At 73.6% G+C, this 26,169-nt stretch carries 27 protein-coding genes and 1 pseudogene; 8 read left to right on the top strand and 20 right to left on the bottom strand.

Annotated features, from left to right (window positions below; all coding sequences use genetic code 11):
- Window positions 1-36 precede the first annotated feature (36 nt).
- From coaBC to H0S66_RS16820, 14 genes and pseudogenes are all read right to left on the bottom strand, one after another.
- The gene (coaBC, locus tag H0S66_RS16880; RefSeq protein WP_179616404.1) at window positions 37-1,290 is read right to left on the bottom strand and encodes a bifunctional phosphopantothenoylcysteine decarboxylase/phosphopantothenate--cysteine ligase CoaBC; all 1,254 of its coding nucleotides are present in this window, start codon (window positions 1,288-1,290) and stop codon (window positions 37-39) included.
- A gap of 19 nt (window positions 1,291-1,309) precedes the next feature.
- Window positions 1,310-1,645 (bottom strand): DNA-directed RNA polymerase subunit omega, encoded by a 336-nt coding sequence (rpoZ, locus tag H0S66_RS16875; RefSeq protein WP_179616403.1) that lies wholly within the window; start codon window positions 1,643-1,645, stop codon window positions 1,310-1,312.
- A 7-nt stretch (window positions 1,646-1,652) separates the two neighbouring features.
- Window positions 1,653-2,252: a guanylate kinase gene (gmk, locus tag H0S66_RS16870; RefSeq protein WP_179616402.1), complete on the bottom strand. Its 600-nt coding sequence runs from the start codon at window positions 2,250-2,252 to the stop codon at window positions 1,653-1,655.
- On the bottom strand, window positions 2,249-2,575 hold the full coding sequence (mihF, locus tag H0S66_RS16865; protein ID WP_179616401.1) for an integration host factor, actinobacterial type: 327 nt from the start codon (window positions 2,573-2,575) through the stop codon (window positions 2,249-2,251). The genes gmk and mihF overlap by 4 nt, the downstream gene beginning before the upstream one ends.
- Before the next feature lie 107 nt (window positions 2,576-2,682).
- Window positions 2,683-3,138: a hypothetical protein gene (locus tag H0S66_RS16860; RefSeq protein ID WP_179616400.1), complete on the bottom strand. Its 456-nt coding sequence runs from the start codon at window positions 3,136-3,138 to the stop codon at window positions 2,683-2,685.
- Window positions 3,135-3,974 carry an orotidine-5'-phosphate decarboxylase gene (gene pyrF / locus H0S66_RS16855; protein ID WP_179616399.1) on the bottom strand — a complete coding sequence of 280 codons (840 nt, stop codon included), beginning with the start codon at window positions 3,972-3,974 and terminating at the stop codon, window positions 3,135-3,137. Before pyrF ends, H0S66_RS16860 begins: the two co-directional genes overlap by 4 nt.
- Window positions 3,971-4,348, bottom strand: coding sequence for a nitronate monooxygenase (locus H0S66_RS20690; RefSeq protein ID WP_258016962.1), 378 nt, complete (start codon window positions 4,346-4,348; stop codon window positions 3,971-3,973). Before H0S66_RS20690 ends, pyrF begins: the two co-directional genes overlap by 4 nt.
- A 140-nt stretch (window positions 4,349-4,488) precedes the next feature.
- Window positions 4,489-4,911 (bottom strand): annotated as a pseudogene (locus H0S66_RS21095) (hypothetical protein); the annotation flags it as partial.
- A gap of 449 nt (window positions 4,912-5,360) precedes the next feature.
- On the bottom strand, window positions 5,361-5,663 hold the full coding sequence (locus tag H0S66_RS16845; protein ID WP_180923669.1) for a ferredoxin reductase domain-containing protein: 303 nt from the start codon (window positions 5,661-5,663) through the stop codon (window positions 5,361-5,363).
- Between the two features lie 10 nt (window positions 5,664-5,673).
- Complete coding sequence (locus H0S66_RS16840; protein WP_179616396.1) at window positions 5,674-6,726, bottom strand: quinone-dependent dihydroorotate dehydrogenase; 1,053 nt, start codon at window positions 6,724-6,726, stop codon at window positions 5,674-5,676.
- Window positions 6,727-6,731: 5 nt separating this feature from the next.
- Window positions 6,732-10,049, bottom strand: coding sequence for a carbamoyl-phosphate synthase large subunit (gene carB / locus H0S66_RS16835; RefSeq protein WP_179616395.1), 3,318 nt, complete (start codon window positions 10,047-10,049; stop codon window positions 6,732-6,734).
- Window positions 10,049-11,182 (bottom strand): glutamine-hydrolyzing carbamoyl-phosphate synthase small subunit, encoded by a 1,134-nt coding sequence (gene carA / locus H0S66_RS16830; RefSeq protein WP_179616394.1) that lies wholly within the window; start codon window positions 11,180-11,182, stop codon window positions 10,049-10,051. Before carA ends, carB begins: the two co-directional genes overlap by 1 nt.
- A 295-nt stretch (window positions 11,183-11,477) precedes the next feature.
- Window positions 11,478-12,497 (bottom strand): LLM class flavin-dependent oxidoreductase, encoded by a 1,020-nt coding sequence (locus tag H0S66_RS16825; protein WP_179616393.1) that lies wholly within the window; start codon window positions 12,495-12,497, stop codon window positions 11,478-11,480.
- Between the two features lie 39 nt (window positions 12,498-12,536).
- Window positions 12,537-14,153, bottom strand: a complete 1,617-nt coding sequence (locus H0S66_RS16820) for a DEAD/DEAH box helicase (protein WP_179616392.1) — start codon at window positions 14,151-14,153, stop codon at window positions 12,537-12,539.
- A 179-nt stretch (window positions 14,154-14,332) separates the two neighbouring features.
- Between H0S66_RS16820 and H0S66_RS16815 the strand changes: the two genes are divergently transcribed.
- Together H0S66_RS16815 and H0S66_RS16810 are read left to right on the top strand one after the other, a co-directional pair.
- The gene (locus H0S66_RS16815; RefSeq protein WP_179616391.1) at window positions 14,333-15,004 is read left to right on the top strand and encodes a DUF2238 domain-containing protein; all 672 of its coding nucleotides are present in this window, start codon (window positions 14,333-14,335) and stop codon (window positions 15,002-15,004) included.
- A 5-nt stretch (window positions 15,005-15,009) separates the two neighbouring features.
- Window positions 15,010-15,414: an NUDIX domain-containing protein gene (locus tag H0S66_RS16810; protein ID WP_179616390.1), complete on the top strand. Its 405-nt coding sequence runs from the start codon at window positions 15,010-15,012 to the stop codon at window positions 15,412-15,414.
- A 19-nt stretch (window positions 15,415-15,433) separates the two neighbouring features.
- Here H0S66_RS16810 and H0S66_RS16805 read toward each other — a convergent pair whose 3' ends face one another.
- Window positions 15,434-16,117 (bottom strand): DUF998 domain-containing protein, encoded by a 684-nt coding sequence (locus H0S66_RS16805; RefSeq protein ID WP_179616389.1) that lies wholly within the window; start codon window positions 16,115-16,117, stop codon window positions 15,434-15,436.
- 223 nt (window positions 16,118-16,340) lie between these two features.
- On the opposite strand from H0S66_RS16805, the gene H0S66_RS16800 reads away from it, so the two are divergent.
- The 6 genes from H0S66_RS16800 to H0S66_RS16775 all read left to right on the top strand — a co-directional run bounded on the left by H0S66_RS16800 (window position 16,341) and on the right by H0S66_RS16775 (window position 20,306).
- Window positions 16,341-16,520: a hypothetical protein gene (locus tag H0S66_RS16800; RefSeq protein WP_179616388.1), complete on the top strand. Its 180-nt coding sequence runs from the start codon at window positions 16,341-16,343 to the stop codon at window positions 16,518-16,520.
- Complete coding sequence (locus H0S66_RS16795) at window positions 16,513-17,214, top strand: hypothetical protein (RefSeq protein WP_179616387.1); 702 nt, start codon at window positions 16,513-16,515, stop codon at window positions 17,212-17,214. The genes H0S66_RS16800 and H0S66_RS16795 overlap by 8 nt, the downstream gene beginning before the upstream one ends.
- 327 nt (window positions 17,215-17,541) lie before the next feature.
- Window positions 17,542-17,745: a cold-shock protein gene (locus H0S66_RS16790; RefSeq protein ID WP_101523180.1), complete on the top strand. Its 204-nt coding sequence runs from the start codon at window positions 17,542-17,544 to the stop codon at window positions 17,743-17,745.
- Window positions 17,746-17,901: 156 nt separating this feature from the next.
- The gene (locus tag H0S66_RS16785; RefSeq protein WP_179616386.1) at window positions 17,902-19,161 is read left to right on the top strand and encodes an HNH endonuclease; all 1,260 of its coding nucleotides are present in this window, start codon (window positions 17,902-17,904) and stop codon (window positions 19,159-19,161) included.
- A gap of 43 nt (window positions 19,162-19,204) precedes the next feature.
- Complete coding sequence (locus tag H0S66_RS16780; RefSeq protein WP_179616385.1) at window positions 19,205-19,753, top strand: hypothetical protein; 549 nt, start codon at window positions 19,205-19,207, stop codon at window positions 19,751-19,753.
- A gap of 13 nt (window positions 19,754-19,766) precedes the next feature.
- On the top strand, window positions 19,767-20,306 hold the full coding sequence (locus H0S66_RS16775) for a hypothetical protein (RefSeq protein ID WP_179616384.1): 540 nt from the start codon (window positions 19,767-19,769) through the stop codon (window positions 20,304-20,306).
- 3 nt (window positions 20,307-20,309) lie between these two features.
- On the opposite strand, the gene H0S66_RS16770 is transcribed toward H0S66_RS16775, so the two are convergent.
- Genes H0S66_RS16770 through pyrR form a run of 5 tightly spaced genes read right to left on the bottom strand, consistent with a single transcriptional unit; the run spans window position 20,310 to window position 26,144 of the window.
- Complete coding sequence (locus H0S66_RS16770) at window positions 20,310-20,810, bottom strand: SHOCT domain-containing protein (RefSeq protein WP_179616383.1); 501 nt, start codon at window positions 20,808-20,810, stop codon at window positions 20,310-20,312.
- 9 nt (window positions 20,811-20,819) lie between these two features.
- Window positions 20,820-23,417 (bottom strand): ATP-dependent helicase HrpB, encoded by a 2,598-nt coding sequence (gene hrpB / locus H0S66_RS16765; RefSeq protein WP_258016961.1) that lies wholly within the window; start codon window positions 23,415-23,417, stop codon window positions 20,820-20,822.
- Window positions 23,333-24,634: a dihydroorotase gene (locus H0S66_RS16760; RefSeq protein ID WP_218876358.1), complete on the bottom strand. Its 1,302-nt coding sequence runs from the start codon at window positions 24,632-24,634 to the stop codon at window positions 23,333-23,335. The genes hrpB and H0S66_RS16760 overlap by 85 nt, the downstream gene beginning before the upstream one ends.
- A 2-nt stretch (window positions 24,635-24,636) precedes the next feature.
- Entirely contained in the window at window positions 24,637-25,566 is a 930-nt protein-coding gene (locus H0S66_RS16755; protein WP_179616381.1) for an aspartate carbamoyltransferase catalytic subunit, read from the bottom strand.
- Window positions 25,563-26,144, bottom strand: a complete 582-nt coding sequence (pyrR, locus tag H0S66_RS16750; RefSeq protein ID WP_179616380.1) for a bifunctional pyr operon transcriptional regulator/uracil phosphoribosyltransferase PyrR — start codon at window positions 26,142-26,144, stop codon at window positions 25,563-25,565. The genes H0S66_RS16755 and pyrR overlap by 4 nt, the downstream gene beginning before the upstream one ends.
- Window positions 26,145-26,169 lie beyond the last annotated feature (25 nt).

The following is a 26,169-nucleotide window of genomic DNA, read 5'->3' as shown; positions in this document are numbered from 1 at the left end:
TCGGCTGGGCGTGTCATTTCTACCGGGTGGGACTGCTCAGTCCCTCATCCGGATGGTGACCTGGTCCCAGATCGCGTGCGCCAGCTGCGACTTCGAGCCCAGGGGTACGTCGACGGCCTCGCCGTCGGCGCTCAGGATCATGCCCTGGTTGTCCTCGCTGCCGAAGACCGCTCCCCCGCTGACGTCGTTGACGACGAGCAGGTCGCAGCCCTTGCGGGCCAGCTTGGCGCGGGCGTGGTCGAGGACCCCGCCGCTCTCGTCGCCGGTCTCGGCGGCGAAGCCGACCACGACCTGGCCGGGCCGCGCGCGGTCCTGGCTGATCTCGAGCAGCACGTCGGGGTTCTGCACCAGCTCGACGGGGGCGGCCGAGCCGTCCTCGCGCTTCTTGATCTTGGCGGCGCTGACGTCGACGGGGCGGAAGTCCGCCGGCGCGGCGGCCATCACGACCGCGTCGGCGCCGGGCGCCGCGCCCACGACGGCCTCGCGCAGCTCGGCGGTGGTCTCGACGTGCAGCACCTTGACCCCGGCGGGGTCGGGCAGGGTGGCGTTGGCGCTGACCAGGGTGACCTCGGCCCCACGGGCCAGCGCGGCGCGGGCCAGCGCGTAGCCCTGGCGCCCCGAGGACCGGTTGCCCAGGTAGCGCACCGGGTCGAGCGGCTCGCGGGTGCCGCCGGCCGAGACCACGACGTGGCGCCCGGCGAGGTCGCGGCGCGCGCCCCCGACCAGCACCTCGCGGCAGGCCTCGAAGATCTCCGACGGCTCGGGCAGCCGCCCCTTGCCGGTGTCGGCGCCGGTCAGGCGGCCCTCGGCGGGCTCCAGCACCAGCACCCCGCGCTCGCGCAGCGTCGCGACGTTGGCGCGGGTGGCGGGGTGCTCCCACATCTCGGTGTGCATCGCCGGGGCCAGCACGACGGGGCAGCGGGCGGTCAGCAGCGTGTTGGTCAGCAGGTCGTCGGCCAGCCCGTGGGCGGCCTTGGCCATCAGGTCGGCGGTGGCCGGGGCCACCACGACCAGGTCGGCCTGCTGCCCGATGCGCACGTGCGGGACCTCGTGCACGTCGCTCCACACCTCGTCGCTGACGGGCTTGCCCGACAGGGCCGACCAGGTGGGGGCGCCGACGAAGCGCAGCGCGGCCGCGGTCGGGACGACGGTGACGTCGTGGCCCGACTCGCTGAGGCGGCGCAGCAGCTCGCAGGCCTTGTACGCCGCGATCCCGCCGGCGACCCCGAGGACCACGCGCGGCCCCGGAACGGCAGCGGGCCGCTCCCCCGTCGGGGAAGCGGCCTGCATGTCGGAGTGGGTGCTCAGCTCACTCGCCCTGGCTGAACGCGGCGGCGTCGGCGGCAGCGGCCTTGGCGGCGGCCTCCTCGGCGGCGAGCTCCGCGGGGTCGACGTCCTCACAGGTCAGCAGGTCCTCGTTGATCTCGCGCAGCGCGATCGAGAGGGGCTTCTCCTGCACGTGGGTCTCCACGAGGGGGCCGACGTACTCCAGCAGGCCCTCGCCGAGCTGGGAGTAGTAGGCGTTGATCTGGCGCGCGCGCTTGGCGCTGTACAGCACGAGCTTGTACTTGCTGTCGGTCTTCGTCAGCAGGTCGTCGATCGAGGGGTTGGTGACTCCCACGGCGTCGATGTTCGGGGCAGACAAGAAGGCCTCACAGATCGTTGGGGTTGGCGCTCGGGTCGAGCATCATCAAGGTTACCAAGTCGTGGGCCGCGGCGTGAACTTCGTGGTTGACGATGGTCACGTCGAACTCCGGCTCGGCGGCCAGCTCCTCGCGCGCGGTGAGCAGGCGGCGCTCGCGCTGCTCGGCGGTCTCGGTGCCGCGACCGACCAGCCGGCGCACCAGCTCCTCCCACGAGGGCGGCTTGAGGAAGACGAACAGCGCGTCGGGCATCGTGGCCCGCACCTGGCGCGCGCCCTGCAGGTCGATCTCGAGCATCGAGGGGCGTCCGGCGCCCAGGGCCTCCTCGACGGGCCCGCGCGGGGTGCCGTAGCGCGCCGCGCCGTGCACGACCGCCCACTCGAGCATCTCGCCGGCCTCGACGAGCCGGTCGAACTCGGCGTCGTCGACGAAGCGGTAGTGCACGCCGTCGACCTCACCGGGGCGCGGGGCGCGGGTGGTGGCCGACACCGAGATCCACACGTCGGGGTGCAGGTCGCGCACGGCGGCAGCGACCGTGCCCTTGCCGACCGCGGTGGGGCCGGCCAGCACGACCAGACGGGTACGACGCGCGGGCTCCGGGGGGTTCACCGGGCCTCTCGGGAGCTGAACTCCTTCTCGAGGGCGGCGACCTGCTTGGTGCCCAGGCCGCGCACGCGGCGGCTCTCGGCGATCCCGATGCGCTCCATCATCTGCTTGGCGCGCACCTTGCCCAGGCCGGGCATCGACTGCAGCAGGTCGACGACCCGCATCTTGCCGATGACCTCGTTGGTCGCGCCCTCGGCGAGGACGTCGACGATCGAGGCCCCGGAGTTCTTCAGGCGGTTCTTCACCTCGGCCCGCTCCCGACGGGACGCGGCTGCCTTGTCGAGGGCCGCCTGGCGTTGTTCGGGTGTCAGCGGTGGGAGTGCCACGTCGTCTCGGTCCTCGTGTCGGTGCGGGAGCGGTGCAAGGAGGGGCCAATCTAGTCAGACTTCTCAGCGGGCGGCAACGCCACGGGCCCAGGCGGGCGTCGCGGGGCTCACTGGTACAGAGGGGTGCCGCACACGTCGCGCACCTGGGTCTCGACCGCCTGGAGGGCCGCGACGGTGGTCGGGCGCACCAGCTCGCGCGCCGCTCCGTCGATCGCGGCGCGCTGCTGGTCGTCGAGGTCCTCCGGCGGCGCCTCGCGGTCGTAGGAGGCCGGGTCGACACCGGCGTCCTCGAGCGCCCGCTCGAGCGCCTCGAGCCGCCCCACGACCTGCTGCCACTCGTCGGCGATGTCGCGCGGCGCCTCGTCGCGCAGCTCCTGCAGGCGCGGCAGCACGCCCAGCAGCGCGTCGGACCCGCCCGCGGCGACGGCCTCGGTCAGCGCCACCCGGTGCTCCTCGACGCGCTCGCAGTAGGCCTCGAAGCGGTCCTCGGCGCAGGCCGACAGCGACCCCGTGAGCAGGAGCGCGAGCCCGGCGGTGCCGAGGGCGCCGACGCGCGGCCTCACCCGAGCGCCGCCAGCTCGTCGTTGGTGGCCCGCACCGCGTCGCGCATCGCGACCCGGTCGGGGCCCAGGCGCAGCACGTCGCGCGAGGAGCTGGCCAGCACGTGGGCGGCCGAGGCCCCGAAGATGCGGCGCACGTCGGCGACGGTGCCGCCCTGGGCGCCGAACCCGGGCGCCAGCACCGGCCCGCCGAAGGCCAGGTCGAAGGCGGGGCCGTCCTCGGGCTGGGTGATGGTGGCGCCCACCACCGCGCCGAAGGAGCCCAGCGGCTCGGCGCCGGCGTTGAGGGCGCGCAGGTGGTCCAGGACCCGGTCGGCCACCCGCACACCGTCGGCCCCGACGGCGTGCTGCACCTCGGGGCCCTCCTTGTTGGAGGTCAGGGCCAGCACGAAGACGCCCCCGTCGTGGCGGCGCGCGGTCTCCACGAAGGGGTCCAGGGAGCCCAGGCCGAGGTAGGGGCTGACGGTCACCGCGTCGCAGGCCAGCGGGGAGGCCGGGTCGAGGTAGGCGTCGGCGTAGGCCTGCGAGGTGGAGCCGATGTCGCCGCGCTTGACGTCGAGCAGCACCAGCGCGCCGGCCGCGCGCGACTCGGCGACGACGCGCTCGAGCACCGCCACGCCCCGGCTGCCGAATCGCTCGTAGAACGCCGACTGCGGCTTGACGACCGAGGCGACCGGGGCGACCGCCTCGACCACCGACAGCGCGAAGCGCTCGAGGCCGGCGACGTCGTCGTCGAGGCCCCACTCGTGCAGCAGGGAGGCGTGCGGGTCGATGCCGACGCACAGGCGCCCCCGCTCGGCCATGGCGGCGTGCAGACGGCTCCCGAAGGTGCTGGTCATGACGGTGTCTCCTCGCTCGTCGCGTCGGGGCTCAGCGCGGCGACCAGCCGCGCGGCGGTGGTGGGGTCGTGCAGCAGCGCGGCGCCGACCTGCACGGCGACGGCCCCGGCGGCGAGGCGGGCCCGCACGTCGGCGACGGTGGTGATGCCGCCACCGGCCACGACGGGCACGTCGAGCGCGGCCAGCACCTCGGTGAGGCAGCGCAGCGCCAGCGGACCGACCGCGGGCCCGCTGAGCCCGGCGTCACGACCGTCGGGCATCGCGCCCGGCAGCGCCTGGCCGACCACCAGCGCCTCGGCGCCGGCGTCGACCGCGGCCCGGGCCGCCTCGACCACGCGCACCGCGTCGGGGCGCAGCTTGGCCAGCACCGGCACGCCGCGGGGCAGTCGCGCTCGACGGCGGCGACCGCGGCCCCGACCTGGAACGGCTCGCGCGCGGTCATCAGGTCGCCCTCCGGCCCGGTGTCGGGCGGCGAGAGGTTGACCTCCACGGCGCTGACGCCGGGGGCGGTCCCGAGCCGGCGGGCCAGCTCGGCGAGCTCGGCGAGGCTGCGCGCGGCCACCGAGACCACGACGCGGGCCCGCTGCTGCAGCAGCCACGGCAGCTCGGTGGCCAGGAACCCGTCGACGCCGGGGTTGGGCAGGCCGGTGGCGTGCAGCAGCCCCGAGGGCGTCTCCACCAGGCGCGGCAGCGCTCCCCCGGCGCGGGCGTCCAGGGTGACGGTGCGGGTGGTGAAGGCGCCCAGCGCCTCCAGCGGCCCGTACGCCGCGAGCTCGCGCCGTGCCGCCGCAGCCGGCGAGCGACCAGCACCGGGGAGGCCAGGCGCAGCCCGGCGAGCAGCGTCACGACGGGCTCCCGGCGGCGACGAGGTCGTCCCAGCGCACCCGGTCGCCGCGCAGCACCGGCCCGTCGGCGCAGGCGCGGCGGTGCGGGCCACGCCGTCCTCGCCGACCACCGGCACCGGGCAGCCCTGGCAGAGCCCGGTGGCACAGGTCAGCGGCTGCTCCAGCGCGGTCTGGCTCCAGGCACCGTGAGCCTCCGCGGCCCGGGCCACCGCGTGCAGCGTGGCCACCGGGCCGGCGGCGTAGACGACGTCGGCGCCGGCGCGGCGCAGCACGTCGTCGATGACGTCGACGACCCCGCCTCGGGCGCCGACCGAGCCGTCGCGGGTCACGACGGTGACCGCGCGGGCGGTGCGCCGGGCCTCGAGGGCGTTGAGCAGGTGCCCCTCGTCGACGGCGCCGAGCACCAGCGTCACCGGGCAGTCGCGCTCGCGCAGCCGCTCGGCGAGGGTGAAGAGCGGGGCGGCGGCGGCGTACCCCTCGCCGACCAGGACGGTGGGCACCGGCTCCTTGGGCAGCGCGAAGGGCCGGCCCAGGGGTCCGGTCACCTCGAGGCGGTCGCCGCGCTCGAGGCCGGCCAGCCACCGGGTGCCGGGCCCCACGGGCTCGACGACGACCTGCACGGTGGCGGCGTACCCGCCAGCGGGCGGACCTGGTGGATCCACAGCGCCCGGCGGCCCAGGTGGCTGCGGCCGGCGGGGTCGCCGGGCGAGCCGACCGAGGCGGCCAGGAACGTGCCGGGCCGGAAGCGCTCCCCCACCCCCGGCGCGACCAGCGTCAGGTGCTGGAAGGCGCCGATGCGCTTGCTGGCCAGCACCTCCGCGACCACGTGGACGGGCACGCTCACGCCTGGTCCCTCATGCCTGGGCGCCCGTGACCAGGCGGCGCGGCCACCCGGGCCCCTCGTAGACGAACGCCGTGTAGGCCTGCAGCAGGTCGGCCCCGGCTGCGAGGCGGTCGCGGGCGTCCTGGACGGTGCTGATGCCGCCCACGCCGACCAGGGTCAGCCCGGGGCCGACCCGCTGGCGCAGCCGGCGCACCACCTCGGTGGAGCGGGCGGTGAGCGGGCGCCCGGAGAGGCCGCCGGCCCCGAGCGCCTCGACGTCGGCGGCCGGGGTGCGCAGGCCCTCGCGCGAGATCGTGGTGTTCGTGGCGATGAGGCCGTCGAGCACCCCGTCGCGCCGGCCCGCCACGGCCAGGTCGGCGACCGCGTCGATGTCAGCCTCGGCGAGGTCGGGGGCGATCTTGACCAGCAGCGGCACCCGGCGCCCACCGGTCGCGGCGTCGGCGGTGCGGCGCACGTGGGCCAGCAGCGGCTCGAGCCGCTCCACGGCCTGCAGGGAGCGCAGCCCCGGGGTGTTGGGCGAGGACACGTTGACCACGAGGTAGTCGGCGTACGGCGACAGCAGCCGGGCGCTGGTCTCGTAGTCGGCCTCGACCGCGGCCTGGTCGTCCTCGGGCACCACCTTCGACTTGCCGATGTTGACCCCCAGCACCGGCCCCGGCCGGTCGCCGCGGCGGCGGGCGCGCTGGGCGAGCCGGGCCGCGACCACCTCGGCACCGTCGTTGTTGAAGCCCATCCGGTTGAGCACCGCACGGTCCTCGACGAGCCGGAAGAGCCGCGGCTGCGGGTTGCCGGGCTGGGCCAGCCCGGTGACGGTGCCGACCTCGACGTGGCCGAAGCCGAGCGCCCCCAGCGCGTCGATGCCGACCGCGTTCTTGTCGAAGCCGGCCGCCATCCCGAGCACGTTGGGGAAGGTGGTGCCCAGCGCCTGCACCGGCCGCCCCGGCAGCCCCCGCAGACCCAGCACCGGCGCCCCGGCCCGCACCGCGCGGAAGCCCGCGTGGTGGGCGCGCTCGGGGTCGACGCGGGTCGCGACCCGGTCGAAGAGCACCCGGTACGGGCTCACGGGGCTCACGAGCGGCGGGCCCAGTCCTGCAGCGAGCGCACCCCGATGTCGCCGCGGCGCATCGCCTCGATGCCCTGCACCGCCGCCCCGAGGCCCTGCACCGTGGTCAGGCACGGCACGTTGGCCATCACCGCCGCGGTGCGGATCTCGTAGCCGTCGAGACGGGCGTGCCCGCCGCCGCCGGCGCCGTACGGCGTGTTGACGATCAGCTGGATCTCGCCGTCGTGGATCAGCTGCACGGTGGTCTTCTCGCCGGCCGGGCCGGGGCCCTCGTAGTGCTTGCGCACGACCGTGGCGGCCACGCCGTTGCGGCGCAGCACCTCGGCCGTGCCCTGGGTCGCGAGGATCTCGAAACCCATGTCGGCGAGCACCTTGACCGGGAAGATCATCGAGCGCTTGTCGCGGTTGGCCATCGAGACGAAGACCTTGCCGGAGGTCGGCAGCGGCCCGAAGGCGGCGGCCTGGCCCTTGGCGAAGGCGGTGCCGAAGTCGCGGTCGAAGCCCATCACCTCGCCGGTGGACTTCATCTCGGGGCCGAGCACGGTGTCGACCTGGGCGCCGTCGGGGGTGCGGAACCGGTTGAAGGGCATCACCGCCTCCTTGACCGCGATCGGCTGGTCGGCCGGCAGCGTGCCGCCGTCGCCGGTGACCGGCAGCAGCCCCGCCCTGCGCAGGTCGGCGACGCTCTCGCCGAGCATCACCCGGGCCGCGGCCTTGGCCAGCGGCGTCGCGGTGGCCTTGGAGACGAACGGCACCGTGCGGCTGGCGCGCGGGTTGGCCTCGAGCACGTAGAGGATGTCGGAGCCGAGCGCGAACTGGATGTTGAGCAGCCCGCGCACCCCCACGCCGCGCGCGATCGCCTCGGTGGCCTCGCGGATGCGCCCGATCTCGAGCTCGCCCAGGGTGATCGGCGGCAGCGCGCAGGAGGAGTCGCCGGAGTGGATGCCGGCCTCCTCGATGTGCTCCATCACGCCACCGAGGAAGAGCTCCTCGCCGTCGAAGATGGCGTCGACGTCGATCTCGACGGCGTCGTCGAGGAAGCGGTCGACCAGCACCGGCGCCTCCCGGCTGATCAGCCCGGCCGCGACGTACTTCTCGAGGTAGGCCTCGAGCGACTCGTCGCCGTAGACGATCTCCATGCCGCGCCCGCCGAGCACGTAGGAGGGGCGCACCAGCACCGGGTAGCCGATCGCGGCGGCGATGCGCTGCGCCTCGACGTACGACGTCGCGGTGCCGTGCTTGGGCGCGACCAGGCCCGCCTCGGCGAGCACGCGGCCGAAGGCGCCGCGCTCCTCGGCCAGGTCGATGGCGTCTGGGCTGGTGCCGACGATCGGGACGCCGTTGCGCGCCAGGCCCTGGGCCAGGCCCAGCGGGGTCTGCCCGCCGAGCTGGCAGATGACGCCGGCGACGGGGCCGGCGGCCATCTCGGCGTGCACCACCTCCAGGACGTCCTCGAGGGTGAGCGGCTCGAAGTAGAGCCGGTCGGAGGTGTCGTAGTCGGTGGAGACGGTCTCGGGGTTGCAGTTGACCATCACGGTCTCGTAGCCGGCCTCGGAGAGCGCCAGCGAGGCGTGCACGCACGAGTAGTCGAACTCGATGCCCTGGCCGATCCGGTTGGGCCCGGAGCCGAGGATGATCACCGCCTGCCGCTCGCGCGGCAGCACCTCGCTCTCCTCGTCGTAGGAGGAGTAGTGGTACGGCGTGGCCGCGGCGAACTCGGCGGCGCAGGTGTCGACGGTCTTGTAGACCGGGCGGATGCCCAGCGCGTGGCGCACCCCCCGCACCACGTCGGCGCTCATCCCGCGGATCTTGCCGATCTGGTGGTCGGAGAAGCCGTGCCGCTTGGCCTTGCGCAGCAGCGTCGGGGTCAGCTCGGGGGCCGCGGTCACCTCGACGGCGATCTCGTTGATCAGGGTGAGCTGGTCGACGAACCACGGGTCGATGCCGGTGGCCTCGAAGACCTCCTCGGGGCTGGCGCCGGCGCGGATCGCGTCCATCACCTTGCGCAGCCGGCCGTCGTGGGGGGTGCGCACGGCCTCGAGCAGGGCCGGCTTGTCGAGGTCGACCTCGTCCTTCTCCCAGTCGAAGACGGCGTCCTTCGACTCCAGGCTGCGCAGCGCCTTCTGCAGCGCCTCGGTGAAGTTGCGGCCGATCGCCATCGCCTCGCCCACCGACTTCATGTGGGTGGTCAGGGTCGGGTCCGCGCCGGGGAACTTCTCGAAGGCGAAGCGGGGCACCTTGACCACGACGTAGTCGAGGGTCGGCTCGAAGGCTGCCGGGGTGCTGGAGCCGTCGGCGCGCAGGGTGATGTCGTTGGGGATCTCGTCGAGGGTGTAGCCGATGGCCACCTTCGCCGCGATCTTGGCGATCGGGTAGCCGGTCGCCTTCGAGGCCAGCGCGCTGGAGCGGCTGACCCGCGGGTTCATCTCGATGACGACCAGGCGCCCGTCGCGCGGGTTGACGGCGTACTGGATGTTGCAGCCGCCGGTGTCGACGCCGACCTCGCGGATGATGCCGATCGCCATGTCGCGCATGTGCTGGTACTCGCGGTCGGTCAGCGTCATCGCCGGGGCGACGGTGATCGAGTCGCCGGTGTGCACGCCCATCGGGTCGAGGTTCTCGATGGAGCAGATGATCACCACGTTGTCGGCGGTGTCGCGCATGACCTCGAGCTCGTACTCCTTCCAGCCGAGGATCGACTCCTCGAGGAGCACCTCGGTGGTGGGGCTCGCGGCCAGGCCGGCGCCGGCGATGCGGCGCAGGTCGGTCTCGTCGTAGGCCATGCCCGAGCCGGCACCGCCCATGGTGAAGGAGGGGCGCACGACGACCGGGTAGCCCAGGTCCCCGACCGCGCCGAGGCAGTCGTCCATCGAGTGGCAGATCGCCGAGCGGGCCGACTCGCCGCCGAGGTCCTCGACGATCTTCTTGAAGACCTGGCGGTTCTCGCCGCGGTCGATGGCCTCGATGGAGGCACCGATCAGCTCCACGCCGTACTTCTCGAGCACGCCGGCCGCGTCCAGCGCCATCGCGGCGTTGAGCGCGGTCTGCCCGCCGAGGGTGGCCAGCAGCGCGTCGGGGCGCTCCTTGGCGATCACCTTCTCGACGAACTCCGGCGTGATCGGCTCGACGTACGTCGCGTCGGCGAACTCGGGGTCGGTCATGATCGTGGCCGGGTTGGAGTTGACCAGGATGACCCGCAGGCCCTCGTCCTTGAGCACCCGGCACGCCTGGGTGCCGGAGTAGTCGAACTCGCAGGCCTGGCCGATGACGATCGGGCCGGACCCGATCACCATGACGCTCTTGATGTCCTCGCGCTTGGGCATCAGGCCCTGCCCTCCATGAGAGTCGTGAACCGGTCGAAGAGGTACGCCGCGTCGTGCGGGCCCGCGGCGGCCTCGGGGTGGTACTGCACGGAGAAGCCCTTGAGCTCCCCATCGGCGCCGCGCAGCTCGAGGCCCTCCACGACGTCGTCGTTGAGGCAGACGTGGCTGACGCTGGCCTCGCCGTACGCCGTGGTGGTGGGCCCGTCGAGCGGCGCGTCGACGGCGAAGCCGTGGTTGTGGGCGGTGACCTCGACCTTGCCGGTGGTGCGGTCGATCACCGGCTGGTTGAGGCCGCGGTGGCCGTAGGTGAGCTTGTAGGTGCCGAAGCCCAGCGCGCGGCCGAAGAGCTGGTTGCCGAAGCAGATGCCGAAGTAGGGCACCCCGCGCTCGAGGGCGCCCTGGAGGACCTCGACCTGGTGGGTCGTGGCGGCCGGGTCGCCGGGGCCGTTGGAGTAGAAGAGGCCGTCGGGCTGCACGGCGAGCACGTCGTCGAGGGTCGCGGTGGCGGGCAGCACGTGCACCTCGACGCCGCGCTCGGCCATCCGGTGCGGCGTCATCGTCTTGATGCCCAGGTCGAGGGCGGCGACGGTGAAGCGCTTCTCGCCGTGGGCGGGCACCACGTAGGCCTCGGTGGTCGAGACCTCGCTGGCCAGCTCGGTGCCGGCCATCTCGCCCGAGGCCTGCACCCGGGCGAGCAGCGCCGCGGGGTCGGTCTCGGTGGTGGAGATGCCCACGCGCATCGCGCCGCGCTCACGCAGGTGGCGGGTCAGGGCGCGGGTGTCGACCCCGCTGATGCCCACGACGCCCTGCTGGCGCAGCTCCTCGTCGAGGGAGCGCACCGAGCGCCAGTTGCTGGGCACCCGGGCGGGGTCGCGCACGACGTACCCGGAGACCCAGATGCGGCGCGACTCGGGGTCCTCGTCGTTGACGCCGGTGTTGCCGACGTGCGGGGCGGTCATCACCACCACCTGGCGGTGGTAGGACGGGTCGGTGAGCGTCTCCTGGTAGCCGGTCATGCCGGTGTTGAAGACGGCTTCGCCGAAGGTCTCCCCGGGGGCGCCGTACGCCTCGCCGTGGAAGGTGCGGCCGTCCTCGAGCACGAGGATCGCCGGGGCAGGGGCATGCACGGGCACGCCGTACCTCCTTCTCCGCCTCACAGGACGGATCGTTAAAGGATGTGATCAGCGCGCTGAGCCTAGCAGCGCACGACGCTCCCGCCGACCACGTGTCCGTGCGTCGGGCGGCGCCCGCCGGGCTGGCGAGGCCGCCCGGGTCGTGGCTCAGGTCGTGGCTCAGGTCGTGGCCCATGGCCGCGGCCTGGCGCGTCAGCAGGCACACGACCCAGGCCGCGACCCGGACCACGACCCGCTTCTCAGAGCAGCAATCACGGGGCCCCAGCCCACCTGTCGAGCGACGTCGGCGGGCGCCTCAGCGCCAGCCCAGCTCGGGGGCGACGTACCTGACCACGCTGTCGAGCAGGTGCGCGTTGTAGTCGACGCCGAGCTGGTTGGGCACCGTCAGCAGCAGGGTGTCGGCGGCCGCGACCGCCTCGTCCTCGGCGAGCTCGCGGACGAGCTGGTCGGGCTCGCCGGCGTACGACTTGCCGAACCGGGCCAGGCCACCGTCGATGTGGCCGACCTGGTCGCGGCTGCCCGCCTCGGCGCCGAAGTACGCCCGGTCGGTGCCGTTGACGATGGGGAAGATGCTGCGGCTCACCGACACCCGCGGCTCGCGCTGGTGCCCGGCCTCGCTCCACGCGTCCCGGAACATCCGGATCTGCTCGGCCTGGAGCTGGTGGAACGGCACGCCGGTGTCCTCGGTGAGCAGCGTCGAGCTCATCAGGTTCATGCCCTGCTCCCCCGTCCACACGGCGGTGGCGCGGGTCCCGGCACCCCACCAGATCCGTTCGCGCAGGCCCGGTGACTGCGGCTCGATGCCGAGCAGGCCGGGCGGGTTGGGGAACATCGGGCGTGGGTGGGGCTCGGCGAACCGCTCGCCGCTGATGGCCCGGAGGAACCGCGCGGTGTGGTCGCGGGCCATCTGGGCGTGGTCGTCGCCCTCGCCGGGGTCGTACCCGAAGTGCTTGAAGCCGTCGACGACCTGCTCCGGTGAGCCACGGCTGATGCCGAGCTGGAGCCGGCCGCTGGAGATCAGATCGGCGGCGCCGGCGTCCTCGGCCATGTAGAGCGGGTTCTCGTAGCGCATGTCGATCACGCCGGTGCCGAGCTCGATGCGGCTCGTGCGGGCGCCCGCAGCCGCGAGCAGCGGGAACGGCGAGGCGAGCTGGCGGGCGAAGTGGTGCACCCGGAAGTAGGCACCGTCGGCCCCGAGCTCCTCGGCGGCGACCGCGAGGTCGATGGACTGGAGCAGCACGTCGGAGGCCGAGCGCGTCTGCGACTGCGGCGAGGGGTTCCAGTGGCCGAAGGACAGGAAGCCGATCTTCTTCATGTCTCGACAACCAGCGACCCGGTCGTCTTCTTCCGCTCCTCAGGCGTCCTCGGTCAGCGCCGCGGCCGGCAGCCAGTCGGCGCCGAGCAGCTCGGCGAGGTCGGCGAGACCGGTGGTGTCGCTGCCGACCGTGTCGGAGGCGGCGGCGATCCGCTCGACCATCACCTTGCCGACCTCCTCCTCGACGGTGCCCTCGGCGTAGGCGATGTGCCAGGGCGAGACCTGGTGGTCGCGGTGGGTGCGACCGGTGACCTGGCGTCCGGCGATGCCGGAGAAGCGGGCCTGGTGGAAGACGCCGACGCGGGGCTCGGTGCTGGCCTGGCGGCCGTCGGCGAGGCTCTCGCCGGCGTGCAGGCTGATCGAGGCGACGGTGGTGAAGACGCAGACCTTCGCCTGGCCGGTCTGGAAGCGCAGCCGCTCGGCCTCGGGGTCGAAGCGGTCGCGGCCGTAGATGGTGGCGACCTCGATGCCGGCGTCGCGCAGCCGGTCGGTGATCGGGTCGGCGGCGGTGGCGACGAACTCGACCGAGCAGGCGACCTGCCGCCCCGCCTGGACCTGCTGGACGATCCAGTCGACGGTGGAGTCGACGCGGACCAGGCCGGCCTTCTGCCGGAAGCGCAGCAGCGCGGCCCGGCCCTTGGCGGTGTTGCGGCCGCGGCGGGCGATGTCCATCTCGCGGCAGAACTCACCCCACTCGGCCTCGTACGCCGCCCGCTCGGCCGGGGTGAGCGTCACCGGCATGCCGGAGATGGGCACCGGCCCCCACGGGGCGGCGCGGTGGAGCATCGCCGGGGGCCGCTCGTCGGCCAGCCAGCCGCGCACGAGCTTGAGGTCGGCGGCCCGGCGGCCCGGGTCGGAGGTCCAGGTCGCGCCGTAGCGGCCCTGCTCGACGCCGACGCCGTGGCGCTCGAGCGCGGAGGCGAAGGCCGGCCCGGGCTGGGTGGCGGAGGTCCACTCCTTCATCGGCTCACCCAGCACCTGGGCGTAGGCGGGGGCGAGGTAGGGCAGCTCCAACGGCGTGTGGCCGGGCGTCGCGGTGGTGGCGATGACGAAGGGGGCCTTGTCGTGGGGCTTGGCGTGGCTGGAGATCCTGGCCCAGTGCTTCCACCGCTTGGTCGTGGTGCGGCGCAGGGCGTGGGCCTCGTCGGCGATGATCACGTCCCAGGTGTGGTCCTTGACCTTCTCGAGGCGGTCCCAGGTGATCACCACCCACTCGAGGCCGCTGTCGCCGAGCGCGGTGATGGTGCGGCACCAGTGGCCGATGGTGATGGCCGCGGGCCGGTCGGCGACGACGAGCACCCGCTGGGCCCCGCGCAGGTCGCCGACCGCGCTGGCGCCGAGGACCGCCGAGATCGTCTTGCCCACGCCGGGCTCGTCGGCGAGCAGGAACTGCCGCCCGCCGGCCGCGGCGCGCTCGGCGATCGCGTCGGCGGCCTCGAACTGGAGCCGTCGGGGCTCGAGAGTGTCGTCCGGGTCGGGGTGGGGGGTCGGGTCGTCGGGGTTGAGGGTGTTCTCGATGAAGCGGCCGAGCGTGTGCGGGCCCGGGGCGTACGGCGTGAGGTGCGCGGGCAGCGCGCGCCCGACGTACAGGTGGGTCTTGACGGCGGGGTGCCAGGAGGCGCCGTCGACCTGGGTGCCGTACGGCACGTCGAGCACCCAAAGCCGCTCCCCCGGCCCGGCGACCGGCAGTGGCCGCGGGGCTGCGCCGCGGCGGCGGGGTCGGGAACGGCGGGAGCTGGCCACCCCCGGACGCTATCCGGAGCCGGGCCCGGGACAGGGTCGGCTCGCCCACGCGCAATCGGTCGTGGCGCGGCGGTGGCATACCGTGGCGCCCGATGATCGAGAGCAACGCCCTGCGCCATGACACCCCGCCGCTGGTGGCGGCGCTCGACGTGACCGCCAAGGCGGGCCTGGTGATGCTCCTCGTGATGTCGCTGCTCTACCCCGACCTGGGCAACGTCGAGGACAAGGCCGCCGGACTGCGCGCGGCCGCCTACCCGATGCTCGCGTTCACGGTGCCGCTGGTGTGGTGGGTGTTCTGGCGCGAGCGGGCGTCGTTCCCGTGGGTGGCCGACCTGCTGATCACCTCCACGTGCTTCACCGACACCCTCGGCAACCGGCTCGACCTCTACGACTCGGTCGTCTGGTTCGACGACCTGATGCACTTCATGAACACCGGGCTGATCACCGCGGCCATCATCCTGCTGACCATGCGGCACAGCTCGACCCTCGCCGCGGTCGTCGAGCGGTCGCTGGCCTTCGGCGTCACCGCCGCCGTCGGGTGGGAGATCGCGGAGTACTTCGCCTTCATCAGCAAGTCCTCCGAGAAGCGGCACGCCTACGCCGACACCCTCGGTGACCTGGCCCTCGGATCGATCGGCGCCGTGGTCGCCGGCGTCGTCGTGCACCGGCTGTGGCGACGCGGCCTGCTGATGTCCGCCGCGCCCCAGCTGGAGCCGTACGTCGGCTCCCGCTCGGCCGTGGAGCCCACCGCAGCCACTGGCTGAGCCGCGTGCTCCGGGTCGTCGTCGGTGCGCTGGTCGCTGACGGCCGGGTCCTCCTCGGGCACCGACGCCCGGACAAGCAGGCGCGCGCCGGACTCTGGGACCTGCCCGGCGGCGTCATCGAGGCCGGCGAGTCCGAGCTCGAGGCGCTGTCACGCGAGCTGCACGAGGAGCTCGGCGTCCACATCGCGACGGACTCGGCGACTCATCTGGCTCGGGTGCGCGTCGGCCCCGCGGACGACCCGGTGCTGCTGAGCGCCTGGCTGGTCTCGCGCTGGGATGGCACGCCGACCAACCAGGCGCCGGACGAGCACGACGAGGTCGCGTGGTTCGGGCTGGCCGACCTGCCCCCTCCCCCACACGTGGTGGTGCGGACCGCGCTGGTGGCCGCGATGAGCGGCCGGCTCACGTAAGCCAACCCGCTGCTACGCACTACCTGGTCGTGAGGGCGCCACCATCGATGCTCGAGGACTGCTCCGTCGAGCGGCCGTCGGAAGCGAGCTGCGTCCAAGCGAACGCAGCCAACCCGATCAGCACCGGCCACAGGGCCAGCCGCTCGAGGGCACCCGCCGCGGAGCCGTCACCGGACAGCACGAACGCCGCGGCGGCCGACGCCGTGACCACCCCCGCGACCAACAGCGCCCCGGCCATGCGCGGCCGGACACCACGCAGTCGCGCACCCAGGACTACGAGCGCGACCGGCTGCGTCACGAACAGCGGCGTCGCGGCGATCGCGTGCAAGGTGGCGTCCTGGTCGAGAGGCGCCAGTCCCGTCGCTACCGAGCTCAACCCGGAGATCACGAGCAGCCCGGTGACCCACGGCCCCAGCGACCGACGCAGCAGCAGCGCGCCGACGGCCAGCAGGACCCCGAAGACGATGAACGAGCCGTTCATCAGTTCATGGCGCGGTGAGCAGTACGCCGCCGTGCAGCCGACCTCCCCGAGCCGGCTGACCGAGTCGGAGACGAAGCTGTAGCCACCCGTCGTCGCCGCCGCGACGACGTACTCGGTCGCGATGTAGAGCGGTCGCACGAGGAGCGCCAGCGCTCCCCAGCGCGCAGCCCCGCTCCCGGTTGCGAACGCTTCCCGGAGCCGTCGTCTTGCGGTCGGGGGCACCCGGTCACCGTAGACCGTGCCGCGGGTGTTCGACAGCCTACGAGCGAGCGCCAACGCCCACGCCAACGCCAACGCCCACGCCCACATAAGCGGCGGATAGAGGCAGGCAAGTGCCGACGAGCTGCCTTCAGACGCCGTCACAAGATGACGCGTCGCGAAGTAGTGCTCTTCGGTCTAGCCATGCTTGCTGGGGTCTGTCGGTCCTCCGGTCTACGGTTTTGCCATGACCACCATCGATCACCCGACTCGGGAAGAAGTTCAGCGACAGCGTGATGCGATCCTTAATGCCGTCGGACTGTCGGCGGAGGAGCTTGCCGAACGAGCAGCGTCCGGTGAGCTGGTGGGCGAAGAGTGGTCAGCTTGGGCCGAGGTTGAGGAACTGGGATACCTCCTCGGTGAGTGACGCCGACGCCTCGCTGGAGGATCAAGCACGGAGCTTCAGCGACAAGATCGGGACACTCCTCACGCAATGCCTTCCGGACGCGCCAAGTATGCGAGTGAGCGTGGTTGGAGGGAAGGTCAGAATCCGACCGGACGGTCAAACGGGTGAGCAGGGCGGCGTCCCCCTCCACGTGGACGGCACGCCGCTCGCCTGGTTGCGGATCAACTACTCATGCCGGTCCGACAGCACCCGGAAGTACCTTGCCGTCGACACCTCGAAGCTGTGGATCGTGTCTACCCGTGACCGGTCGCCGCTTTTTCGGTTCGAGTACAACTATGACTCTCGCACGGCTCCACACTCACACATCCAGGTGCATGCTGAACGGGGCACCCTCAGTCATCTGCTTACCCGTACTGGCCATGGGCGCTCGCACGACATGTCCGCTCTCCACTTGCCTACGGGAGGCGCTCGCTTTCGTCCTGACCTCGAGGATGTCGTTCAGTTCGTCATAACCGAGTGCGGGTTCGACAGCCTTGACGGTTGGCAGGACGCCGTCGACGAGAGACGGGCGGAATGGCGCGCGATTCAGACCCGCGCCGCGGTCCGTGCGATGGCGTCAGTGGCGGCCGCCGAGCTCCGCGACGCTGGTTACACGGTGATCCCACCTGCAGATGGGGAGCCGCACCTCGGACGTAAAGCCAGATACGCTTGGTGATCTCGGCGCGAACAGCGACAGCCGGCGCGCCCCACGTCTAGAGCCCGAGGCTCCTCCGTCGCCAGCAGACGGCGGTTTGGTGCGAGTGAAGCAGCGCGAGGACATTCGCCTGGCTTGCACAAGTTTTCGCCAACACCCAGGACTCGCGACCGATGCCCTATGGTGGGTCCTGTTGAAGGGATGGCTCTGCGAGCCGTCCTGGCCGCGCAAGATGTCGCGGCTCGTATCTTGCACTCCTGGTTTTCGGTTCGCTGGACATCAGCACAGGTGGATGTCTTCAGCGGCTTGAGAGCACATTGCTCTCGGTACCGAGCAAAGGAACAGATCATGGCTCAGGGAACTGTCAAGTGGTTCAACGCCGACAAGGGCTTCGGTTTCATCGCGCAGGACGGGGGCGGCGAGGACGTGTTCGTTCACTTCTCGGCCATCCAGTCCGGCGGTTACAAGTCGCTCGACGAGAACCAAAAGGTCGAGTTCGACCTCGCTCAGGGGCCCAAGGGCCCCCAGGCGGAGAACGTCCGCGTCTCCTGATTCCACCCCGAAGAGCCCCGACCGCACGCGCGGCCGGGGCTCTTCGTGCATGTACCCGAGGCGGGGCAACGCGGCGAAGTGACCGCAGCGCCCGGTGTGTGGAGAGCCGGGCTCGGTCGGACGTCGTTGTCGGTGGTCGCGTCTAGGGTCGAGGACATGACCTCGAGCGACGCCCTCCCCGCCACCGCGGGTGAGTGTGTCGCGATGCTGGAGGAGCTGGAGTCGCTGAAAGCGCACCTGGCGGCTCGCCAGGCCAGGTTGACCGCGCACCTCGACGACCTCCAGGCCGACGCCAGTGATCGGTCGGTGGGTGCGCAGGTCGCGCTCGCACGCCACGAGTCACCACACCGCGGTGCCCGGCTGCGCGCGATGGCCTGCACCCTGGTCGATGACCTGCCCCACGTGCTCGCCGCGCTCGATGACGGGCTGATCAACGAGCACCGCGCCGAGATCCTCGCCACCGAGGCCGACCACGTCCACTCCGCGCTGCGTCCCGCCTTCGACACCGCCCTGGGTGAGCTCCTCGCCACCGGCGCACCCCTGGGGGATCGGGCGCTACGACTCGCCGCGCAGCGGATCGCGATCCGCCTCGACGACCACGCCGCAGCCCGGCGCCGCGAACGCGCCCACCGCAACCGCCACCTCACCTACCAACGGCGCGAGGACGGCACCGCCCAGATCACCGCCGTCATCTCCGATGTCCAAGCGGCCGCGGTCATGCAGTCCCTGCACCAACGCGCCACCCAGCTCAAGGCCCAACCCGACGAGGACCGCACCCACGCCCAGATCATCGCCGACCTGTTCGTGGCCCGCCTGACCGGCCAGATCACCGCCACCCACACCCCCATCGCCCTCAACATCGTGATCTCCGCCGAAGCACTCCTCGGCGACGGCTCCGACGCCGACGAGCCGGCCGAGGTCGTGCCCATGTACGGCGGCGCCGGCGGACCCATCCCCGCCTCCGTGGCCCGCAACCTCCTGGCCTGCGCCCCCGAAATGGGCACCCGGGTACGCCGCCTCTTCGCCGACACCGACCAGCTCGTCGCCATGGAATCCACCAGCCGGACCTTCGACGGACTGCTGCGCCAGTTCATCACCCTGCGCGACCGCACCTGCCGCACCCCGTGGTGCAACGCCCCCATCCGCCACCACGACCACATCACCCCCGACCACGCCGGCGGCCCCACCAGCACCCTCAACGGCCAAGGCCTCTGCGCAGCCTGCAACCAGCTCAAGGAAGAACCCGGCTGGCACCACAAAGTGCTGCACCACTACGACCTCGACCCCCACGACGTCGAGATCACCTCACCCGCCGGCCAGACCACCCACTCCCGCGCCCCCGACCCACCCGGCCTCCTCCCACCCCAACCCACCTGGGTCGAGCAGTGGCCCGGCCACTGGGTCCTCACCGCCTGAGCCGTCGGGCTACGCTGCGCCCACCCTCATCTCGGGAGGAACCATGGGGAGCACCACCCTGCACTGGGTACGCCGCCGCGCCTGGCCGCTCGCGCTGGTCACAGCGCTGCTCATCGGCGTCGGCAGCGCCGGCTGGTGGGCCACGCACCCCGACGTGTTCGACGACGTGGGCGGCTACGGCTTCCGTTCCGAGCGTGACAGCGGGCGCACCATGTACTTCGGGATCGTCACCACCTCGCTGCACGACGAGCGTCGCGACCTCGAGCTGCGATCGGTCAGACCGGTCGTCCGCGCCAACACCGCCGATGCCGAGCTCACCGTCTACCTCTGCGAGATCGACCCCGACGCCCGGTTCGGCAGCGTCATGGCCCAGCGAGTGCCGCCGACCAAGACCTGCAGCACCTTCGAGCCCGTCACCGAGGGCACCCGGTTCCTCACCGGCAAGGGCTCCCCCCACCAACAGCTCGTCCTCGAGGTGCGCACCACCCGACGTGGTGTGGTCAAGGTCAAGGGCGCCGAGGTGTCCTACCGCGACGGCCTGCGACGCGGCACCGAGCTGACCGGCGGCTACCTCACCCACCGCGCCCGCTGACCCAGGAGGTCACATGGAGAGCACGACCAGCCACCGGTTCCGCTGGACGGCGGTCGGCCTGGCCCTGGCGCTCGGCGCCGGCGGTGCAGCCTGGTGGGTCACCCACCCCGACGTCTTCGGCGACGCCGGCGGCTACTCCCTGTCCACCGCCCGTGAGGAGGTCGGCACCTCCTACTACGCCGGGCTCGTCAGCCCACCTCTCGACGCGGAGCGCCGCGAGCTCGAGCTGCGCTCGGCCACCCCGGTGGTCGCTAAGAACACCGCCGACGCCGACCTCGAGGTCTACCTCTGCGAGGTGGACCCGGGCCAGGGCGCCGTCGGGGTCGGCAGCCAGCGCACGGCGCCCACCGACGTCTGCTCCACGTTCGAGCGGGTCACCGACGGCACCCGCCTCGTCGTCGGCGGGGGCGAGCCCTACCAGGAGCTCGTCATCCGCGTGCAGGCCGCGCAGCCCGGCGTCGTCGAGGTCCGCGGCATCGAGCTGTCCTACCGCGACGGGCTGCGCCGCGGCACCCAGGTGACCGGCGGCCACCTCACCTACCGCGCGCGCTGAACCTCACAGCTCCTCGAGGATCGACCGCCGCGCGGTCTCGTGCTCCTCGTCGCTGACCAGGCCCTCGGCGCGCAGCTTGTCGAGCTCGCGCAACCGGTCGGCGGTGGAGCGACCCGGGGTCGCCGCCGGGATCGGCGTCGTCGGGCGCCCCCGCAGGTTCGAGGCCAGGTACGTCGCCTCGAAGCCGTCGTCGCTCAGCAGCGACATCGCCGTGGCGTCGCGCTCGCTCATCCCCGACTCCCGCGCCATCCGCCGGGCCGTCGAGACCTTCCAGACCGTGCCGGCCACGCCAGCGACGAGCGCGACCACGAAGAACAGCACGAAGACGCCCTCGAAGCCGCCGCCCCCGCCGGGCCCCGGGCCGAACCCCGAGGACGGGTAGCTGCGCACCCACTCACCCCCGCTGTACGTGCAGGTCGGCAGGTCGCCGAACTCGTTCGTGCGGAAGCACTTGGCAGGCGGGTCGTTCGGCCCCGAGAAGGCCAGCAGCAGCACCGAGATCATGGCGCCACCCTAGGTGCTGTCGCGCCGCTTCGTCCTCGCTGTCGCCGGCGCGCTCCACGGGTCCTCGGGCCACGGGTGCCTCGGGTAGCGCCCCCGCATCTCGCCCCGCACGGCCGGGTAGGCCGACTCCCAGAACGACGCCAGGTCGGCGGTCACCGCCAGCGGGCGTCGCGCCGGGGAGAGCAGGTGCAGCAGCAGCGGCACCCGGCCGTCGGCCAGCCGCGGCGTCGCCGCCCACCCGAAGACCTCCTGCAGCTTCACCGCCAGCACCGGCTGCCCGGGGTCGGCGTAGTCGACCCGCACCGCCGACCCGCTGGGTACGACGACCCGCTCGGGCGCCAGCTCGTCGAGCCGGGCCGCCTCGGGCCAGGGCAGCAGCCCGCGCAGCCCCGAGACGACGTCCAGCCTCGCCAGGTCACGCCCCGAGCGCACCCGCGACAGGTCGAGCCAGCTGTCCACGCCCGCCAGCAGCGCCTCGTCACCCACGTCGGGCCACGGCTCCCCCACCGCCGCGTGCAGGAACGCCAGCCGCGCCCGCAGCTCGCGCGCCGACTCCTTCCAGGGCAGCGCGTCGAGCCCGTCGCGCCGCAGCCCCTCGCGCACGGCCGCCCCGACCGCCTCCACCGGCGGCTCAGCCAGGGGTGACGACGCCAGCTCGATCGCGCCCAGCCGGGTCACCCTGCGCGCCACCACCCGGCCCTCGCGCCAGGTCACCTCGTCGTCCTCGCCCCACCGGGCGGCCGCGGCCTCCAGCGCCAGGTCGGCGTCGATCGGGGCCGCCGAGCGCACCCGTGCCTCCCGCTCCCCCGCCCGCCGGTCGACGTCGGCCACCGCCAGCCACTCCAGCCCCGGCGCCGACTCCCCGCGCGGCAGGGTCGCGCCCGTCCCGCCCACCATCAGGTACGCCGTCCCGCCGGGGCGGCGGCGCGCCACCCGGTCGGGGTGCGCCAGGGCCACCACGAGACCCACCGCCAGGTCGTCGGTGAGCCGCTCGGCCGGTGAGCGCGGTTCCTCGACGTACCCCGACAGCCGCTGCACGGCAGCGCGCCACGGTCCTGAGCCGGGTCCGCCGCGGCGCAGCGAGCGCAGCCCCGCGACCAGGTCGCCGCCGGGCGGGCGCACGTCCTCCGAGAGCATCGCCACCACCTCCGCGGCCCGCTTCGCCCCGACCAGCGCGGCCCCGTCGAGCAGGGCGCGGGCCAGCCGCGGGTCGACCGGCACCCCGGCGATCGCGCGGCCGCGGTCGGTGACCTGGCCGGCGGCGTCCACCGCGCCGAGGTCGGTGAGGGTGGCGCGCGCCGTCGCCAGCGCCGGTGCCGGTGGCGGGTCCATCAGGGCCAGGCCCGCACCGTCGGGGCTCCCCCACACCGCCAGCTCCAGCGCCAGCCCGGTCAGGTCGGCGACCGCGATCTCGGGCTCGGGGTGCGCGGGCAGGTGGGCGTGCTCGGCCTCCGACCAGCACGGGTGCACCCGCCCCGGGCCCTCTCGCCCCGCGCGACCGGCCCGCTGCTCGGCGCCCGCCCGCGACACCCGCACGGTGACCAGCCCACCCAGGCCGCGCCGGTGGTCGGTGCGCGGCTCCCGCGAGAGCCCGGCGTCGACGACCGAGCGCACCCCGGCACCGTCAGCGACGACTCCGCGACCGCGGTCGAGACCACGACCCGGCGCCGCGGCCCGGGACCCAGCGCCAGGTCCTGGCTGCTCCCCGCCCAGCCGGCCGTGCAGCGGCCGCACGTCGGCCTCGACCCCGGCCAGGCGGCGAACGACGCCGTCGACCTCGGCCACGCCAGGCACGAAGACCAGCACGTCCCCCGAGCCCTCGCCGAGGGCCACCCTCGTCGTGGCCGCGACGTGGTCGAGGAAGGCCGGGGTGACGCCCCGGTCGTCGAGGCGCTGCACCCCCGGCGGCAGCGGCGCCCAGCGCCGCTCGACCGGGTGCAGGGCCCCCGGCACGTCGACGACCGGCACCGGCCGCTCCCCCAGCAGCGCCGCCGTGCGGCCCGCCTCGACGGTCGCCGACATCGCCACCAGCAGCAGGTCCTCGCGCAGCACCGCGCGCACGTCGACCAGCAGCGCCAGCGCCAGGTCGGCGTCGAGGCCGCGCTCGTGGACCTCGTCGAGCACCACCGCCCCCACGCCGGGCAGCTCGGGGTCGCGCTGCAGCCGCCGCAGCAGCAGGCCGGTGGTGACGACCTCGATGCGGGTCGCCGCCGACGTGCGCCGCTCGCCGCGCACCGCGTAGCCGACCGTCTGCCCGACCGGCTCGCCGAGCAGCGACGCGAGCCTGCGCGCCGCAGCCCGTGCCGCGATGCGGCGCGGCTGGGTCACCACGACCCGGCCCTCGCAGAGCGCCGCCACCGCCGGCGGCACCATCGTGGTCTTGCCGGTGCCCGGCGGGGCCTGCACGACCGCGCTGCCCCGCTCGGCGAGCGCGGCGCGCAGGGCGTCGAGCCCGCCGACGACCGGCAGGTCCGGAGGGTCGGCGAGCAGCCGCTGCAGGGCGCCGCTCAGGTCGGCACCGCTCAGACCAGCGACCCGTCGAGCACCGTCGGCCGCCCGCGCAGCAGCGTGTGGCGCACGGCGGCACCGAAGGTGCGCCCGTGCCACGGGTTGTTGCGCGAGAGCGAGACCGAGGCGTCGCGGTCGACGGTCAGGTCGGCCGAGGGGTCGACCAGCACGATGTTGGCCGGCGCGCCGACCTCGAGGCCTCGACCGTGGCCCTCGAGCCCGGCGATCGCCGCCGGCGTCGTCGACATCACCCGGGCCACGTCGGCCCACGTCATCAGTCCGCTCTCCACCATCACCGAGGCCACCACCGGCAGCGCGGTCTCGAGCCCGAGCATCCCGAAGGCCGCGTCGACGAACGCGTGCTCCTTGTCGTGGCGCGCGTGCGGGGCGTGGTCGGTGGCCACCGCGTCGATCGTGCCGTCGGCCAGCGCGGCGCGCAGCGCCTCGACGTCCTCGGCCGGGCGCAGCGGCGGGTTGACCTTGTACGTCGGGTCGTAGCCGCTGAGCAGGTCGGTGGTCAGCAGCAGGTGGTGGGGGGTCACCTCGGCGGTGACGGCGATCCCCTGCGACTTCGCCCAGCGCAGCACCTCGACGGTGCCGGCGGTCGAGGCGTGCGCGACGTGCACCCGCGAGCCGGTGTGGCGCGCGAGCATCACGTCGCGCGCGACGATGACCTCCTCGGCGACGCCGGGCCAGCCGGGCAGGCCCAGCCGCCCGGAGAGCTCGCCCTCGTGGCAGCACGACTGCGGCCCGGCGAGGTCGGGGTCCTGGGAGTGCTGGCTGACGACCCCGCCGAACGCCTTGACGTACTCCAGCGCGCGGCGCATCACGCGCGGGTCGGCCACGCAGCGGCCGTCGTCGGAGAAGACCCGCACCCGGGCCCGCGAGCGGGCCATCAGCCCGAGCTCGGCGAGCTCCTCGCCGCCGAGCCCCTTGGTGACGGCGCCGACGGGCTGCACGTCGACCAGGCCCGCGGCCAGGCCCAGGTCGTGGACCCGCTCGGCGGCCTCGGCGGTGTCGGTGACCGGCGAGGTGTTGGCCATCGCCAGCACCGCGGTGAAGCCGCCCATCGCAGCGGCGCGCGAGCCGGTCACGACCGTCTCGGCGTCCTCGCGGCCCGGCTCGCGCAGGTGGGTGTGCAGGTCGACGAGGCCCGGCAGGGCCACCAGCCCGTCGGCGTCGACGACGCGGGCGCCCTCGGCCGAGAGGCTGCCGATCTCGGCGATGACGCCGTCGACGACCAGCACGTCGGCGCTGCGCTCGCCCAGCAGCGAGGCGCCCCGCAGGAGGATCGTGCCCGGGGTCTGCTCGGTCATCATCAGGCTCCTTCGCCGGCCAGCAGGTGGTAGAGGATCGACATCCGCACGGCCAGCCCCGAGGAGACCTGGTCGAGCACCAGCGACTGCGCGGCGTCCGCGGCGTCGGCGGCGATCTCGAGGCCCCGGTTCATCGGGCCGGGGTGGCAGATCGGGACGTCGGGGCCGAGCACCGCCAGGCGGTCGCGGGTCAGCCCGTAGCCCACGGTGTACTCCCGCGCGCTGGGGAAGAACCCGCCGCTCATCCGCTCGCGCTGCACCCGCAGCATCATCACCGCGTCGGCCTTCGGCAGCGCCTCGTCGAGGTCGTACGACGTCGCGAAGCCGGCCTCGCGCGACCAGGTGTCGACGCCGCTGGGCATCAGCGTGGGCGGCGCGACGACCGTGACCTCGGCGCCCAGGCGGGTCAGGCACTTGACGTTGGAGCGGAAGACCCGGCTGTGGGTGAGGTCGCCGACCAGCAGCACCCGCTTGCCCTCGAGCGTGCCGAGGGTGCGGCGCAGCGTGTAGGCGTCGAGCAGCGCCTGCGAGGGGTGCTCGTGGGTGCCGTCGCCGGCGTTGATGACGCTGGCGTCGACCCACTGGGAGACCTGGAGCGCCGAGCCGCTGGCGGCGTGGCGCATCACCAGGGCGTCGACGCCCATGGCGGTGATGGTCAGCACAGTGTCGCGCAGGCTCTCGCCCTTGGAGGCCGAGCTGCCCTTGCCGGTGATGTTGATGGTGTCGGCCGAGAGCCACTTGCCGGCGATCTCGAAGCTCGAGCGGGTCCGGGTGGAGTCCTCGAAGAACAGGTTGATGATCGTGCGCCCGCGCAGCGCGGGCAGCTTCTTGACCTCGCGGCGCTGCACGTCGTGCATCTCGGCGGCGGTGGCGAAGATCGTGTCCATGTCGTCGACGGAGAGGTCGTCGATGGAGAGCAGGTGCTTCCTCACGCCTGGCTCCCCCCGTCGGGACCGCTGCCGGCGATGCGCACCTCGTCGTGGCCGTCGTACTCCTCGAGGCGGACCATGACCCGCTCGGTGCGCGCGCTCGGCAGGTTCTTGCCGACGTGGTCGGCGCGGATCGGCAGCTCGCGGTGGCCGCGGTCGACCAGCACCGCCAGGCGCACCACGTCGGGGCGGCCCAGGTCGCGCATCGCGTCGAGCGCCGCACGCACGGTGCGGCCGCTGTAGAGGACGTCGTCGACGAGCACCACGGTGCGCCCGTCGATGCCGCCGGGCGGCACCTCGGTGTGCTGCGGGCCGCGCGCCGGCTGCTTGCGCAGGTCGTCGCGGTAGAGGGTGATGTCGAGGGAGCCGACCGGCACCTGGACGCCCTCGGTGGCCGCGATCCGGTCGGCGACGCGCCGGGCCAGGCCCACACCGCGGGTCGGGATTCCCAGCAGCACGAGGTCCTCGGAGCCCTTGTTGCGCTCGAGGATCTCGTGGGAGATGCGGGTCAGCGCCCGGGCGATGTCACGGGCATCGAGGACCACGCGGCCCTCGTCGGTGGTCTCGGGAGGCGCACTCACGTGGCCGGACCTCCTTCTCCGCCTC

The sequence above is a fragment of the Nocardioides marinisabuli genome, from assembly GCF_013466785.1.
Lineage (GTDB): Bacteria > Actinomycetota > Actinomycetes > Propionibacteriales > Nocardioidaceae > Nocardioides > Nocardioides marinisabuli.
Note: the sequence above shows the minus strand (reverse complement) of the source record. Positions and strands in the feature narration are given on the sequence as shown.